At 37.4% G+C, this 16608-nt stretch carries 11 protein-coding genes; 6 read left to right on the forward strand and 5 right to left on the reverse strand.

Annotation, left to right across the window (positions count from 1 at the left end):
- The first annotated feature begins 169 nt into the window (after nucleotides 1–169).
- Both ACIQZ6_RS08895 and ACIQZ6_RS08900 read left to right on the forward strand, forming a co-directional pair.
- Nucleotides 170–349, forward strand: coding sequence for a hypothetical protein (locus ACIQZ6_RS08895; RefSeq protein WP_395810258.1), 180 nt, complete (start codon nucleotides 170–172; stop codon nucleotides 347–349).
- Between the two features lie 1094 nt (nucleotides 350–1443).
- A complete protein-coding gene (locus ACIQZ6_RS08900) occupies nucleotides 1444–3483 on the forward strand; it encodes a prolyl oligopeptidase family protein (RefSeq protein ID WP_395810278.1) in 2040 nt (679 codons plus the stop codon).
- 86 nt (nucleotides 3484–3569) lie between these two features.
- Here ACIQZ6_RS08900 and ACIQZ6_RS08905 read toward each other — a convergent pair whose 3' ends face one another.
- Nucleotides 3570–5303, reverse strand: coding sequence for a S41 family peptidase (locus ACIQZ6_RS08905; RefSeq protein ID WP_395810260.1), 1734 nt, complete (start codon nucleotides 5301–5303; stop codon nucleotides 3570–3572).
- 77 nt (nucleotides 5304–5380) lie between these two features.
- Nucleotides 5381–5596, reverse strand: coding sequence for a hypothetical protein (locus ACIQZ6_RS08910; protein WP_395810262.1), 216 nt, complete (start codon nucleotides 5594–5596; stop codon nucleotides 5381–5383).
- A 123-nt stretch (nucleotides 5597–5719) separates the two neighbouring features.
- On the opposite strand from ACIQZ6_RS08910, the gene ACIQZ6_RS08915 reads away from it, so the two are divergent.
- The gene (locus ACIQZ6_RS08915) at nucleotides 5720–6328 is read left to right on the forward strand and encodes a porin family protein (protein WP_395810264.1); all 609 of its coding nucleotides are present in this window, start codon (nucleotides 5720–5722) and stop codon (nucleotides 6326–6328) included.
- 64 nt (nucleotides 6329–6392) lie between these two features.
- Here the strand turns inward: ACIQZ6_RS08915 and ACIQZ6_RS08920 are convergent, their stop codons facing one another.
- The 3 genes from ACIQZ6_RS08920 to ACIQZ6_RS08930 are packed head-to-tail and all read right to left on the reverse strand — an operon-like array spanning nucleotide 6393 to nucleotide 11857.
- Nucleotides 6393–7190: a DUF4397 domain-containing protein gene (locus ACIQZ6_RS08920; protein ID WP_395810266.1), complete on the reverse strand. Its 798-nt coding sequence runs from the start codon at nucleotides 7188–7190 to the stop codon at nucleotides 6393–6395.
- 21 nt (nucleotides 7191–7211) lie between these two features.
- A complete protein-coding gene (locus tag ACIQZ6_RS08925; protein WP_395810268.1) occupies nucleotides 7212–8762 on the reverse strand; it encodes a SusD/RagB family nutrient-binding outer membrane lipoprotein in 1551 nt (516 codons plus the stop codon).
- An 8-nt stretch (nucleotides 8763–8770) separates the two neighbouring features.
- Complete coding sequence (locus ACIQZ6_RS08930) at nucleotides 8771–11857, reverse strand: SusC/RagA family TonB-linked outer membrane protein (RefSeq protein WP_395810270.1); 3087 nt, start codon at nucleotides 11855–11857, stop codon at nucleotides 8771–8773.
- Nucleotides 11858–12475: 618 nt separating this feature from the next.
- On the opposite strand from ACIQZ6_RS08930, the gene nagB reads away from it, so the two are divergent.
- From nagB to ACIQZ6_RS08945, 3 genes are all read left to right on the forward strand, one after another.
- Nucleotides 12476–14392 carry a glucosamine-6-phosphate deaminase gene (gene nagB, locus ACIQZ6_RS08935; protein ID WP_395810272.1) on the forward strand — a complete coding sequence of 639 codons (1917 nt, stop codon included), beginning with the start codon at nucleotides 12476–12478 and terminating at the stop codon, nucleotides 14390–14392.
- Nucleotides 14393–14413: 21 nt separating this feature from the next.
- Nucleotides 14414–15943 carry a sulfatase gene (locus tag ACIQZ6_RS08940; protein ID WP_395810274.1) on the forward strand — a complete coding sequence of 510 codons (1530 nt, stop codon included), beginning with the start codon at nucleotides 14414–14416 and terminating at the stop codon, nucleotides 15941–15943.
- Nucleotides 15944–15982: 39 nt separating this feature from the next.
- Nucleotides 15983–16608 (forward strand): acyltransferase family protein (locus tag ACIQZ6_RS08945; RefSeq protein ID WP_395810276.1); only part of this gene is annotated, 626 nt, incomplete at its 3' end.

Consider the following 16608-nt stretch of genomic DNA (forward strand, 5'->3'; position numbering starts at 1 on the left):
TGAAGGGCAGGTTTCGGGATGACATTTGATTTTGATTGAAATTTATTTTTTTAAAATCGCTACGCACCTGTCACACCTATCGCCAGGCAGGCAATGCCGCGCAAGACGGTTCATCCAATTTTTTTTAACCGCCACGCTTGCACAGACCTTTAATAACCTCTCTTCCGCATTGACTGGTGCGGCAATTACAGCCCTAGCCTTCGCAGAACCTTTCATAGCAGCAGGCGCAGCGGTGGGATTTTGGTACTTTTTTCCTACAGAAAAAGGACTAGGCCCCCGCGGCTATGAGCGGAATGAAATTATAAATGCTTGGTGGGTAACACCAAGCACAAGAGAATTTGTTATTTGATGAAAATTAGGTTTTTGCCTTTGGCAAAGAGTATTTGTGTCTTTTGTCTTGAAACAAAAGGCACCAAAAGTTCAAGAAAGAACGATGCTTCCACCGCACAGGGCAAAACACCTGGCCCGCCGTTCTTTCATCCCACCGCGCGGGTATTGTAGTTCATTTAATAGTTATTTTCATTAGTGAAAATCTGACAGAGTACTAAGGTTAACGTTTGTGGGGGTTATGAACGTTCATCCACAAACGGCTGCGTACAGGGCTTTGATTTTTGTATTTAGGATGCTATTAGCACTACCGCCCTGTCCAATGCCGCGCAATGCGGTGAAACACAATTTTTTTATCCGCCACGCTTGCACAGACCTTTAATATCCGTTCTTACGCATTGACTGGTGCGGCAATGACAACCCCAGCCCTCGCAGAACCTTTCATAGCAGCAGGCGCAGCGGTAGCGTTTATTCGCTTTTGTTTATTGTTTTTTAAAGGCCCTCATGGTCTCGTCGTGCCGCCTCGGCTTGGTCCTTTTTTGCTACAGAAAAAGGTAAGGCCCCCGCGGCTATGAGCGGATTGAAATGATAAAATGCTTGGTGGGTACCACCAAGCACAAGAGAAATTAGTTATTTCATGAAAATTAGGTTTTTGCCTTTGGCAAATATAATTTGTGTCTTTTGTCTTGAAACAAAAGGCACCAATGCCGAAGCGCACTTCAGCGCTGAGACCACGAAGACCTATAAAAAAACAATAAAAAATACTGAGTAACTTCAAGAAATGACCCCTCTTAAAGGTCGGGGCAGGCTTTGCTTCCACCGCACAGGGCAAAACACCTGGCCCGCCGTTCTTTCATCCCACCGCGCGGATATTGTAGTTCATTTTTTATTTATTCTTTTTAGTTAAAATCTAACATGCTGTTGTCAACATAATCTACCCTAATCAAGGCTAACAATTGACCGGCATCTGACCATTTTTAGGAATGCTTTCTCTATTTTAGCAGCTAATAAATTGAAAATCACGTGAAAAGATTAAAAAAATCAATCTTCGCAATTGCTATGCTAATCAGTCCATTTTTGGGAATAGCGCAACATACAAGTCCTATTAATAAATCCATGAACTATCCTCTAAGCACTAAAAAAGATGTTTTTGATACCTATTTTGGTACTAAGATCAATGACCCTTACCGCTGGTTAGAAGACGATCGCTCAACAGAAACCAAAGCATGGGTAGAGGCAGAAAACAAAGTAACTCAGGAGTATTTATCAAAAATCCCATTCAAAGCAGAGATTAAAAAAAGATTAGAAACGTTGTGGAATTATGAAAAATTTACCGCACCGTTTAAGGAAGGTGTATATACCTATTTTTATAAAAACAATGGTTTACAGAATCAATATGTTCTATACCGCCAAAAAGATAAAAACAAACCTGAAGTTTTTCTAGATCCAAATACTTTTTCAAAAGATGCAACTACCTCGCTTGCTGGTATTGAATTTACAAAAGACGGCAGTCTGGTAGCCTACCAGATCTCAGAAGGGGGCTCCGACTGGAGAAAAGTAATCGTATTAAATACATCAGATAGGTCTGTTGTGGGCGATACCCTGATTGACGTTAAATTTTCAGGCCTGTCTTGGAAAGGAAATGAAGGATTCTATTACAGCAGTTATGACAAACCTAAAGAGGGCAGCCAGCTTTCTGGATTGACACAATACCATAAACTGTATTTCCATACCATCGGAACATCGCAAAAAGAAGATCAACTGATTTTTGGCGGTGATCAAACCCCCCGCCGTTATATTGGTGGTGGCCTAACAGAAGACCAGCGGTTTTTAGTGATTACAGCAGCTGTATCTACTACAGGGAATGAGCTATACATTCAGGATCTTTCTAAACCTGGAAGTGCAATAGTCAATGTAGTGAGTAATTATACGGGCGAACATGCTGTAATCGACAACCAGGGAGATAAATTATACCTATTTACCAATCATAATGCACCAAACTATAGAGTAGTAACTGTTGATGCCTCAAATCCGGCTCCAGAAAACTGGAAGGATCTGATCAAAGAAACAGAGAATGTTCTAAATGTGAGTACAGCAGGTGGCAAAATCTTTGCCAGTTACCTGAAAGATGCCACATCGCTTGTGATGCAGTATGATATGGATGGCAATCTAGAAAGAACAGTGACATTGCCCGGTGTAGGTTCTGCAAGCGGATTCAGCGCCAAAAAAACAGAAAAAGAGTTGTACTATACTTTTACTTCTTATATCTACCCTCCAACCATTTTCAAGTATAATATAGCTTCAGGGCAATCTATTGAATATAAAAAAGCGGGAGTAGAATTTGACCCTTCTCAATTTGTTTCTAAACAAGTATTTTATACTTCGAAAGACGGAACAAAGATTCCGATGATCATTACCCATAAAAAAGGAATTGAACTTAACGGAAAAAACCCAACCCTTTTATATGGTTATGGTGGCTTTAGCGTAAGCCTGACTCCGGCATTTAGTACTTCGAATATTGTTTTACTTGAGCAGGGAGGAATATATGCTGTACCAAACCTGCGAGGCGGTGGTGAGTATGGTGAGAAATGGCATCTGGCTGGCACCAAAATGCAGAAGCAAAATGTATTTGATGATTTTATAGCCGCAGCTGAATACCTGATCAGCAATAAATACACGGCTAAAGAATATCTGGCAATAGCTGGAGGTTCAAATGGAGGTTTATTGGTAGCAGCCGTTATGAGTCAGCGACCTGAACTTTTTAAAGTAGCTTTTCCGGCAGTAGGTGTTTTGGATATGCTCAGGTATAATAAATTTACTGCTGGAGCAGGATGGGCCTATGATTACGGAACTGCAGAAGATTCGAAAGAAATGTTTGATTACCTATTGAAATATTCGCCTTATCATGCTTTAAAACCTGGCGTTTCTTATCCGGCCACATTGATTACTACTGCTGATCATGACGACCGCGTTGTTCCGGCTCACTCCTTTAAATTTGCAGCCAGATTACAGGAGTTTCATAAAGGCGCTAGCCCGGCACTTATCCGAATCGAAACCAATGCAGGCCATGGCGCAGGAAAACCAACCGGAAAAATTATTGAAGAGCAAGCCGATAAATGGGCGTTTATGCTTTATAATATGGGGTTGAAGTATTAAGTTGTAGGTTATAGGTTATTAGGTTGTAGGTTATAGGATTTAGCTGTATTAATACTTACTACTTATAACTTAGTACTTATTACTTACTACTTCACAGTACTAGCAGAAAAATCAACCCCAGGTTTACCGATAGATTTATACGTTCCTTCGCCATTTAGAATTGAGGCGAGTGTGGCTTTATTAGCAATCAATTTAAGTGATTCGCTAAGGTCTTGATCGTATTTGAAATTTTGTTCAAGCCTTCCCTTTTCAAAGTAATAGCGTGATACAATTTCGCCCTCTAAAACTTTTTTGATCTCTTCTTTATAGATACTCAAATCATTCTTTTTTGCTGTTGTAATTCGAGTATTCAATGCCTCTAATTCAGTGGTAACTTGGCCCAATTTGCTTTCTTTCTTAGCCTCATCACGCACTTCATTAAGCAATTTTTCTATGCGTGAATTGTAACTATAATCTCGTTTTGAAAGAAAACTTACAAAATTTTCGAAGTCTGCATCGGTAAGTTTGAACGTTTTAGCATCAGTGATTGAAGGGTTTTGAATACGAAACTGGGTGGCATAGTCAAAAATATGATATTTTGAAGCCAAGGTTTGAGTGATCATACTATACTTAAGAGGCTTTACAAATAGGTCAGGATAAATACCGCTTCCATCATAAACAGATCTGCCAACTTTGGTTTTATATTCCGTAATCAGTGAATCAGCCACTTTAACAACAGATCCATCAGAATCTCTGTGAGTATAGTCTAATGCCTGTATGCATCGGCCAGATGGAGTATAATACTTAGCCACAGTAACCTTTACAAGGCTGTTGTAAGGCAAATTGAAAGTTTGCTGAACAAGCCCTTTTCCGAAGCTACGCTGACCAATCACTACGGCCCGGTCTAGGTCTTGTAATGATCCTGCAACAATTTCTGAAGCAGAAGCTGAACGATTATTGACCAGCACCACCAATGGAAGTGAAGGCTCTACAGGGTTAGTTGCAGTAGTATAGGTAATCGATTTATTTTGGTTTCTGCCCTTTTGAATAACCACAGTCACCCCTTTATCAACAAAAAGGTTAACTATTTTTACTGCTTCCTGCAGTATACCTCCACCATTGAAACGGAGATCTAGAACTAAACCATTGAGGTTATTCTTCTTTAGCTCGGTCAAGGCATCTTTAACTTCTTGGGCAGAATTTTCAAGAAACTTATCCAATTTAATATACCCAACATGATTATCGAGCATGCCAAAATACGCGACATTATCTTGCCTAATTTCTTCACGAACAAGGTTTATTAACATGGGTTTAACAATTCCAGGCCGTTGAATCAAAAGCTTAACAGGTGTACCTTTTGAGCCTTTAAGCATAGAACTAACCTGCTCATTATTTTTTCCCTTTAACGATATTCCTGAAATTTCAAGTAACTCATCGCCTGCACGAATATCTGCCTTCTGGGCCGGGAAACCTTGGTATGGATCTGCAACGATTACTTTACCATCTCTATTTGAAATGGTTGCGCCAATGCCTCCATATTGAGTACTTACATACTTAAGTTTATAATCTTCAATATCCGACTCAGGAATATACTCAGTATAGGGATCCAGATCTTCAAGCATTGCATCAATTCCGGTTTTCATCATTTCTGATGAATTAACATCATCTACATAATTTATACTCAATTGTTTATAAACAGCTGCAAAAATGTCCAGATTCTTAGACACCTGAAACAGGTCTTCAACATATGAAAAAGACAAAAACGATATAATAACTGCACTAAGGATAAATCCCTTTGCTAATTTTAGGAAATTAAGATTTGAACCCGACTGTTTATTCATATGTTTAAATTATGAATTTAAATTAGAAAAAAACTGCCTTTTTAGAACTATTAAGATAAAGCCAGAAAAGCTTTCTACTATAAACGATTTGTTTGAAGAAATTCCATGCCTTTTTTGAGCGTGAATACGATATACTCTCTTTTACGCTTCAATCGATCCATCAAGCGGGTAATCAGTTCTTCTTCTTGCCCCTGTTGATAAGAAAGATCCTCATCACTAAGATTAGTGTATTTACGCTTGATCTTTAATTTCAAACGATCCCATTCTAAATTACTGATGCTGATCTCTGCCATGGTATAAATTTGTACAAAATTAAATTTTATCCCGACAAATTTCAAGCTAATTCAAATAATTGAAGAATAAAAGGTTTTTGGAATAGGTATTGTTTCTATTTTTGAAAAATAATTAAAGATTTTATGAACAAGACAATACTGCTTTCATGCCTTTTGGCACTCTGCGGACTAAGTGCCGTGGCTCAATCATCCAAATTTACTTTTGGAATAAAGGGCGGAGTAAACTACTCCAATTTGAAAACCTCAGATAATTTAACTAATGAAAATAGTATCCTGGGCTACCAAGCGGGGGTATTTGCACGCATTGGCGGACTTATTTATTTGCAACCAGAGCTCTACCTTGCCACTAAGGGAAATGAATATACTGGCATTGAAACCAATGGTGGTATAACAAATATCAAAGGGAATATTAAGTTTACTACACTTGATGTACCATTGCTTTTAGGAACAAAAATAGGAAGCAATAAATTGAATCTGCGCTTTATGGGCGGACCAGTAATATCATTTATTCTGGAGAAGGATAATAATCTTGGCTCAGTTTACAACCAGGTAAGCGATTTCGGGAATTATAAAAATCAAACCTTAGGCTTGCAGGCAGGTGCTGGCATCGACCTAGGAAACATAAGCTTTGATGCCCGTTATGAAGCAGGATTAAGCAATATTAGCCAAAGCGAAAAATACAATCAACAACAGCGATTATTTCACTTGAGCTTAGGCTTTAAAATATTGTAAATAAAAAAAAGGCTGTATCGGTATATTTTGATACAGCCTCTTAATTTATCACAATTAACTATTCTTAATAAAATGTAGTATAGAATGTTGCAGAGAAAGGAAATGAAGTATTTCCAAATATTCCTCTAGTATAAACTGTATAAGCTCTCCCTTTTGGAAAATTAATCGTTGTACCTGCCGTAATTTGAGGAACACCAGTAGCAGAATTATTGAAAAATAATTTTACTGAAGCAGCACTCCCACCTACACCGGCTGTACCAGGTATCTCAACAAACTCTGAAGCAGTACCAAAAGCTACATTAGAAATTAATTTAGTTCCTATAGCAGAATCTTTCACTAAGTCATAGCTTGGCCCACCGTTATAAAAGTTAACCAAACGAACAAAAACTTTTGAAGTATCTAAAGCAGGTTTTTTATCTTCCAACACCAATATTGATGGAATAGTTTTATCCAAACCATAAGTGCCACCAGTAATAACGGTATAGTACTTACCAGGATCTGTAGTAATTTGCTTGTCTAATACTTTCAAGCCTGGATCTACAAGAGCTCTAGGCACAATTTTAGCAGTTAATTGATGGTTACCTGGGGAAGTTACCGCATAGCCTAAATCTGGAAACAGCCCATTGTAAGCAAAACCTGCCGTTTCTAACCCAGTTGATGATAAAGCAGATGTAAACTTAGGCCCATCTATATAGTAATTAATTACAGGACTAGACGGTGTTAAATTTAAAATCTTGACATAAGAATACTTTGGATCACTAGAAGCTACCTTTTCATATTCGGTAGTTTCTACTAGCGTTCCTTTTTCGCAAGCTGTAAATAGCGTTGCACAAGCCGCGATTATATATAATAATTTTTTCATGTTTATTTAATTTTATAAAGGTTAAGGCTCAGTAAACCACATTTTAGAGGTATGATAATCAACTTTATCTGCACCAATTTTCTTAAGTGCCTCTACATTCCAAATGTATTCTGAATTGTATCTTGGACGAGTACGTTGTGCAGGTTTACCACCATTATCAGCTGAGAAGGAAGCTGGAAAGAAAAATGCATTTACGTAAGGATTATTGCCTTTTACATCTCCAACATTGTAATTGTATTTACGTAAATCGCTCCAAGTTTCTACAAAACCATAACCGTAAAGCGCTAAATATTTTTGCAACATAATGTCTGCTAACGTTAATGTAGCAGCAGTTTTTTTCACTGCGCCACTTGCCAAATAGGCAGCTTTTGCGGCTGGTGTAATTACCGGGCCAACCGAGCTTACAAAATCTATACTTGCACCAATACCAGCTTGGTAAGCAGTTAATGCTACACCAGTATTGCCTGCTCTAAAAGCAGCTTCTGCCTTAATGAATTGCATTTCAGCGAAGGTCATTATTGGAAACCCTGCATTGTCTTTAAAAATGTATTTACCTTGTCCAGCACCAGGATTTGCACTCGCTAAAGAGCCCCAAGGATTAGGAATTTGATTTTTTAAAGCAACAGTACCAGGATCCGAAGACCCTGGATTGGTTCCTCTGAACTTCCCATCAACAGATGCGGTTATCATGTTATTTCTACGTGGGTCGATTACACTATCCGTTTTACCTGTTAGATAAGTTCCATCTAATAAACCAGCAATTAGCCTAGTTTGACGGTATGAACCTAAATTAGCTCTTAATGGGCCAAAAAAGTTGCCATTTGCAGAAGTTGTTCCATCATTAGGGACAATAAAGTTATCTACATTGCTTGCTAAAGCTTTATCTACATATTCGATTACTTTAGTTGGGTTATAGCTAGCTTTATTAATTAGGTTATTGGCATTTCTAGCCAATATGCCGTAATTAAATTTAATCCATTTATCCGCATCACCTTTGTAAGCTAAATCATACGCAAGCATTTTACCCTGAGCTCCTTTACCGTCGGTTCTTTGGAAGTTTTTAATAGACTCATTAGCTAACCTAACTACTTCAGCATAAACATCTTCCTGCGAATCGTAGTCAAATACAAAACGATTTGGTTCGAAAGCTTGTTTTAAGATTATTTCTCCATGGTAATCTGTAGCCACTTGCCAGCTCCAAGCTCTAAGACTTTGTGCTAAACCAACATAATTCCATTCTTCTCTTTTCTGGCTATCTTCTATAATCAACGACAAATTTGCCCCCAAACCATAATAAGTTGTTCTCCAAATTTCACCTAAGGCATCACTACCTACAAGCCAACCATGCGTTTCGCCAACATTTACATTACCGCCAAAATATTGTATGGTACCACCTAAATATCTTGCATCAAACTGTATACCACGTTCCATTTGTGCAAATAGTGGTGGTGTTAGTGTTTTACTTTCTGGATTTTGCGGCGTAGCCGGGTCAGTATTTACATCGAAATACTTTTTACATCCAGAAAATGTAATTGCAACTGCAATTAAAACTAAATATATTTTTTTCATCATTTTAATAATTAAAATCCAACACTAAGACCAAACGAATACGTTCTTGGCAATCCGAAAGAGCCAAAATCTATACCAGTACCACCAGTACCACCAGAAGCAGCACTTAAGCCATTAACCGATGGATCTACACCTTTATAATTAGAGATTAACAATAAATCTGTTCCAGTAGCAAATACGCTAGCGCTTTTAAACACTTTACTTGCACCAAATAAGGTTTTAGGTAAATTATATCTTAAAGTAACCTCTTTTAATCTAACCCAGTTGATATCTCTTTCAATGAAATCATTTACATTATAAAAAGTAGAATAATAAGAAGTTGTGATGTAGGGGATTACCACTACATTATTTGGCGTAGGCGTATCAGTATTCTCTAACCCATCTCTCATTACCCCTTTTATAATACGTGGTTGCTCACGATCTAAACTTAGTTTAGACATGCCACGAGCATATAAATAAGCTTCTGTAGCATTATAAATATCACCACCTTTACGAATATCCATTAAGAAACTTAAATTAAAGTTTTTTAAAGTGAAACTGTTGTTAATACCTAATCCCAAATCTGGAGCAGCATCACCCATTGGTGTAAAATTAGTATCTTTAATTGGCATACCATTTACTGGGTTAATTAAAATCTCACCTTTATTATTTCTTAAATAATCTGTACCTGCAAGTGCCGAAACCGAATTACCTACAAAATATTGCTTTCTAACATTATCAGCTAACCAACTATCAGAAACATAGAAAGTAGTTTGACCTCCAGGTAACGATTTGATTTCTCCTCGTTGTCTGCTTAAATTAGCTTGAATATCCCAAGAAAAATTCTTCTTTAAAATTGGCGTTCCTTTAACGGTTAATTCAAAGCCTCTATTTTCAATTACACCACTGTTAATGTAAGCTAAAATCGAACCTGTTCCATAACTTAAACGCGGTGCAGTAATTTGTCCATCACTTTTAGTATTGAAATAAGAGAAACTCGTTGATAATCTATCTCTAAAGAAGACTAAATCCATACCTAAGTCTGTAGTAGTAGTAAATTCTGCCCTTAAATCTGGATTACCTAATGTTACATCATTTGCGAAACCACCACCTGTTGTAGTTTGTGCAATTAACTTAGTTTTCTTAATGTAAGCAGTTCTGGCATCTTTACCACCTTGACCCCAAGATGCTCTAAATTTACCTTCTGTTAACCAACTTAATTTTTTAAAGATTGGTAATTCTGTAAATACAAAACTTAATGCAGTTGCTGGATAAAAGAAACTAACATCACCCGGGCTTAAAGTAGACGAATAATCTTGACGACCTGTTAATGTTAGATATAGCATATCAGCATAGCCTAATTCTGCTTGTCCAAATGCACCCATTTTACGTTTGTAAATATCTGTAAATTGTACTCTTTGCGTAGTTGGATCTGTATTGTTTAAACTGAAAAATCCAGATTGATAAAATCTAGTACCAAATTGAGCAGTAACTTGATCTCTATCATCACTTATGTCATAACCAACAGTTAATCTAGGTGAGAATTTTCCGAAAGTTTTCTTAGCCGTTACAATTAAATTACCATTGTAAAGTATTTTGTTTTCAGAAAAAGTATTCATACCCCCTCCTACATAGGCACTACCAGAACCACTGGCTCCAAAAGCTTGTGCATTATACCCACTTAAACCTTGCATGGTATAAATATCCATACCCGCTTTTAAGCCAACATTTAACCACTTTAAAGGTTTGTAATCAATTCCATAATTACTAATTACACGAGAAACTTTATCAGAGTTAGGGTTGTTTTCCATTGCCCACAATGGGTTATCTAACTCTGCACTGTTAGAGCCAGTGATTGTTCTCCTATCACCAGTTTCAGTATATCTGTTTCTAATGTCATCAATTACAGGCCAGGTTAACACACTTAGCATTGGACTTGAAGCTCCTTTAAATGTTTTATTAGTGTTAGAAGAAATAACATTAAAAGATGCATTCATACTCACTTTATTACTAATTCTAGATACACCAGTTAATTTCGCATTGATGCTTTTAAAATCTGTCCCATCAATTACACCATTTTGATCAGTATAGCTAACGCTACTTCTTACAGAAAGCGCCTCAGTACCACCAGAAACTGATACGTTGTGTCTTTGTGTGAAACCAGTTTTATAAAAAGCATCTAAGTTGTCATAACGTTGAAATCTATCTGGATATTTAGCGCCAAAATATGTTCTAGTACGAACTTCTTCGTCAAAAATACCTCCAGCACCACCACCATATACAGTTTGTACATCAGGAAAGCGGTAAGCATTGTCTAATTTAAATACATTATTATATGCTACAGTTGCTTTACCAGCTTTAGCTCTTTTAGTGGTAATTACAACCGCACCAGAAGCACCTTGAGTACCATATAAAGCTGCAGCTTCTGGTCCTTTTAGGATTGTTAACGATTCGATATCTTCAGGATTAATATCCATGCCTCTATTACCGTAGTCATTTTGACGATTGTAAGTACCTTGACCGACTAAATTATACTCACTAAAAGTATTGTTGGAAATAGGTAAACCATCAATTACAAACAAAGGCTGATTATCTCCATCTAATGAAACAGCACCACGAATGATGATGGAAGATGAAGCTCCAGGAGTACCATTTGTAGGCGTAATGGTCACACCAGCTACACGACCTTGTAAAGCATTGATAAAGTTTTCTCTCTGACTACCCGCAATATCGGCACCAGAGGTGGTTTGAGCCTCATATCCTAGAGATCTCTTAGAACGTTCGATACCTTGAGCCGTAACTACGACCTCATTTAAAGACTGTGCATCTGCTGTTAGCTGAACATTAATTACATTGTTTGTGCCCACAGCTCTTTCTACTGTTTTTGTTCCAATAAATTTAAACTGGAGAACTTGACTGGCATTAGCCAAAATAGAATAGGTACCATCAACTTTACTAGATGTACCTCCTGTTGTTGATCCTTTAATTGAGATCGATGCTCCTGGCAAAGGTAATCCTTCATCGTCTGTAACCTTACCGGTAACAGTCTTTTGCTGCGCAAAAGCTTGTAAAGACACAAAGAAAACGCCTAAAACCAGCATGAGTAATTGTTTTTTCATACAAATTGTTTTTGGGTTAATTTATTAAATTGACTATTAAACTTTTTGAAGTTTAATTAGACTTTGAAGAATTAAAGATTGCACTATTTAGGTTAATTAGCAAAAAAAGAATGAAAATGGATTTAATTTGATTGATAATCAATAGTATATATTATACACTATTGGGTGCCATAAAAATTTAAAACTAAAAGAATAAAAACCACAGCAGCCTAATTAACGGAGTAATTTTCTGCTAATATTGATTTATAATTAACTAATTATTTAAGATCTAATGAATTATTTTTTTAAAACCAGCCCTATTCTCAACTATTAAAAAAATCTACGAAAACAGAATCCCTGTAAAGAAAGTTTATCCTTAATCTTAAAAACCAATAAACACTACACTCATTTCTTGAAGTTTAATAAAACCTCAACTTGAAATAGTGCTATAAAAAGCTTAATCAATTGTCAGATAATCTAGGCTTCAATAATATAAAAAGCTTTAAAATTCAGCATTTTGGTTCTAAAATTATTTAAAATTTGATTAATATTGCTTCATAAAAGATAATTGATACGCAATTCAGGCATATTGTATGTTATAACTAAAATTGCTACTCACTTTATTATTTAAATTCTAAAATGGCCCGATTAAATCTTCTCGAAGAAACCCGATTCGAAAAACTTCCTGTAACTGTTTATCCAAACCAGGATATTGCTTCTAAAAAAGTGGCGCGCCGCATTACCGACCTAATTGTTAGCAAACAATTGAAAGGCGAAAATGCAATCCTTGGCCTTGCAACCGGAGTTACACCAATAGAAGTTTATCGCGAACTTGTTCGTATTCACAAAGAAGAAGGTGTTAGCTTTAAAAATGTGATCACATTCAATCTTGATGAATATTTTCCAATGAAACCCACATCGCCGCAAAGCTATGTGACTTTTATGAAAGAAAATTTATTCAACCATATTGATATCAATATGGATAATGTTCATATTCCTGATGGAACTATACCCATCGAAGAAATTCACGATTTTTGTTTGAATTATGAACTAAAGATTACAGCCTTAGGTGGGCTTGATCTTCAGATATTGGGTATTGGTCGTACCGGGCATATTGGTTTTAACGAACCGGGATCAGCTCCAAATTCAGGGACCAGACTGGTAACTCTTGATGATTTAACCCGACGAGATGCTTCACGCGATTTTGGTGGAAAAGAAAATGTACCAACTAAGTCCATTACTATGGGTATTGGAACAATTTTTAAAGCCCGCGAAATCATATTGATGGCATGGAACACCAAAAAGGCATTCATCATCAAAAAGGCAGTTGAAGGTGAAATTTCATCTGAAGTGCCAGCAACCTACCTGCAACTTTCTGAAAATGTAGAGTTCATACTAGATCAAGATGCTGCCTCAGAACTAACAAGGTTCAATACTCCATGGCTTGTAAAAGATTGCACATGGGATGTACCAATGATTAAAAAGGCGGTGATCTGGCTAGCTAATACGCTTGGAAAACCAATCCTTAAACTTACCGAAGAAGATTATAACAACCACGGAATGGCGCAGTTGGCTACTGAGAAGGGCCCTGTTTATAATATAAACATTCATATTTTCAATAAACTTCAACATACCATTACCGGATGGCCGGGAGGGAAAAGCAAGGCGGATGATTCTCAAAGGCCCGAAAGAGCGGTTCCTGATAAAAAAAGATCAATCATTTTCTCACCTCATCCTGATGATGACGTAATTTCAATGGGTGGAACTTTTATCAGACTTGTTGATCAGGGTCATGATGTGCATGTGGCTTACCAAACCTCAGGTAACACTGCTGTTTGGGATGATGATGCACTTAGATTTGTTGAATTTGCAAAAGACTTCAGCAAATCAATAAACTTAGATACCAATAAGCTCGAAGAACTGTATGTGTCTATGCGTAAGTTCATGGAAAATAAACAACCTAATCAGGCTGATACTTCAGAAATTCAGACGCTGAAAGGTTTGATTCGTAAAGGTGAGGCAACTAGTGGTGCCCGTTTTGCCGGTCTAAAAGATGATCACATACATTTTATGGCTCTTCCTTTTTACGATAGGGGAAAAACAAACCGTAATCCGGTTTCAGAAGACGATGTACGTATTACAATGGAATTGCTCGACAAAATAAAACCTCATCAGATCTTTGCTGCCGGCGATTTTGCCGATCCTCATGGAACACACAAGGTTTGTTTTGATATTATTATTCAAGCGCTTGAGCGTTTAAAAGATAAAGCATGGATCAAAGATTGCTGGTTATGGCTATACCGTGGTGCATGGCATGAATTTGAGACCCATGAAATTCAAATGGCAGTACCTCTTTCACCTCAAGAAGTTGAACGCAAAAGATTAGCCATATTTAAGCATCAGTCGCAAAAAGACATCCCTGTATTTCCGGGCGATGATGCAAGAGAATTCTGGGTACGTGCCGAAGATCGCACGCGTGAAACCGCTAAAGCCTATGATAAACTGGGTCTTGCTGAATATGAAGCGATGGAAGCGTTCGTTAGATGGGAATTTTAGGCCTAGCCTGAATTCAAGAATATGAGAATCAAACTACTATTCATCCTGGCTATCAGTATTCTGAGCCTAAAAACCTATGCGCAACAGTCTTCTAGGCCTAATATAGTAGTTATTTTAACCGATGATCATGCGGTAAGTGCTATTGGAGCCTATGGTTCTAAATATGGGGCAACACCAAACTTAGATCGACTAGCCAAAGAAGGTGCCCTTTTTAACAGAGCATTTGTAGTCAATTCTATTTGTGGGCCAAGCAGGGCCGTTCTTTTAACTGGCAAGTATAGCCATGTGAATGGGATGAGAGATAATCGTGATCGGTTTGATGCTTCGCAAGATGTATTTCCAGCACGTCTCAAACAATCTGGTTTTCAAACTGCTTGGATAGGAAAATGGCATTTAGTTTCCTACCCACAGGGTTTTGATTACTGGAATATTTTTCCAGGCCAGGGGCTATATTATAATCCCGACATGATCAGTATGAACGGAGATACCACCCGGCATAATGGTTATGGAACAGATGTGGTAACAGATATGACCATCAACTGGCTTGATAAACGTGATGAGTCAAAGCCATTCTTTGTTGTTGTAGGTGAGAAAGCTCCGCATCGCACCTGGATGCCTGATACTGCTGACTTGGGTAAGTTTGATCAGTTCAATTTTCCATTACCAAAGAATTTTTATGACCCATACAACAAGCGTTTAGCTGCTGAAATGCAGGATATGTCTATTGAAAAAACCATGAAGCTGGGCTACGATCTAAAGATGAAAAGCGATCCAGATGCAATTGCAGAAGCATTCATCAAAAGAATGAGTCCGGAACAACGAAAAAAATGGAACAACTATTATGATCAGGTTGAAGCAGACTTTCTCCAGAAAAAATTAACAGGAAAAGCACTTACTGAATGGAAATATCAGCGATACATGAAAGATTACTACAGTACAACACTTTCACTTGACCGCAATATTGGTAAGATCCTGGCCTATCTTGACAAGAACAACCTAACTAAGAATACCATTGTTGTATACACCTCAGACCAAGGTTTTTATTTGGGTGAACATGGCTGGTTCGATAAACGATTTATGTACGAGGAATCTATGCGAACTCCTCTAATTATCAGGTATCCAGGTGTAATAAAACCAGGAACTGTTTCAAACCAGTTAATATCAAATGTTGACTTTGCTCCTACTTTTTTAGATGCAGCAGGTGTTGCCATTCCGAAAGAGATTCAGGGTTTGTCAATGATGCCTTTATTAAGGAATCCAAATTCAAGCATCAGAAACTCTGCATATTACCATTTTTACGAATTTCCAGGTGAGCACAGTGTATTGAAGCATTTCGGAATTCGGACAAGCCGTTATAAACTGATTCGTTTTTATGATCATAAAAATTTCTGGGAACTTTATGACCTTCAAAAAGACCCGCATGAAATGAAAAATTTGTATGGACAGAAAAAATATGCTGCCCTTACAGCAGATCTAAAAAAGCAGCTGGAGCAACTTTGCATTCAAAATAAAGACAAAGAAGCTCTAAACGCATTAGCTCAAAACTTCTGATTTCAATTAAAATATACTTATAAATACTATATTTAAGGTATGTCTGAACCTTCTATCCTATCAAAGTCTCCTGTTAGGCTTTTATCCCTCGATGTTTTTAGAGGCTTAACCGTAGCTGCCATGATCCTGGTTAACAACCCTGGCAGCTGGTCAACTATTTATGCTCCATTAAAACATGCCGAATGGAATGGCTGTACTCCTACAGATCTAATATTCCCATTCTTCCTTTTTATTGTTGGAGTTTCAATAAGTTATGCGCTGGGCAGTAAAAAAGATACTACTAGCCAGTCAAAGCTTCTGTTTACAGCTTTTAAAAGGGCATTAATCCTATTTGGACTAGGGCTTTTCTTAAATCTATTTCCTAAGGTATTTACCGATCCAATCGAGGCTTTAAGCACGGTTCGCATACCCGGTGTTCTTCAAAGAATTGCGATCGTATTCTTCATTACAGCACTGATTTTTATAAAAACCAACCAAAAAACGCAGATAAGATTGTTTTTTGGGATCCTGATTGCGTACTGGGCGCTCATGACACTTGTTCCGGTACCTACTATTGGTTATGCAAATCTTGAAAAAGAAACCAATTTGGGAGCTTGGCTTGACCGCACAATACTTACCGAAGCACATCTGTGGAAGTCGGCCAAAACCTGGGATCCAGAAGGGAT

Origin of the sequence: Daejeonella sp., from assembly GCF_044348475.1 — a bacterium.
Lineage (GTDB): Bacteria > Bacteroidota > Bacteroidia > Sphingobacteriales > Sphingobacteriaceae > Daejeonella.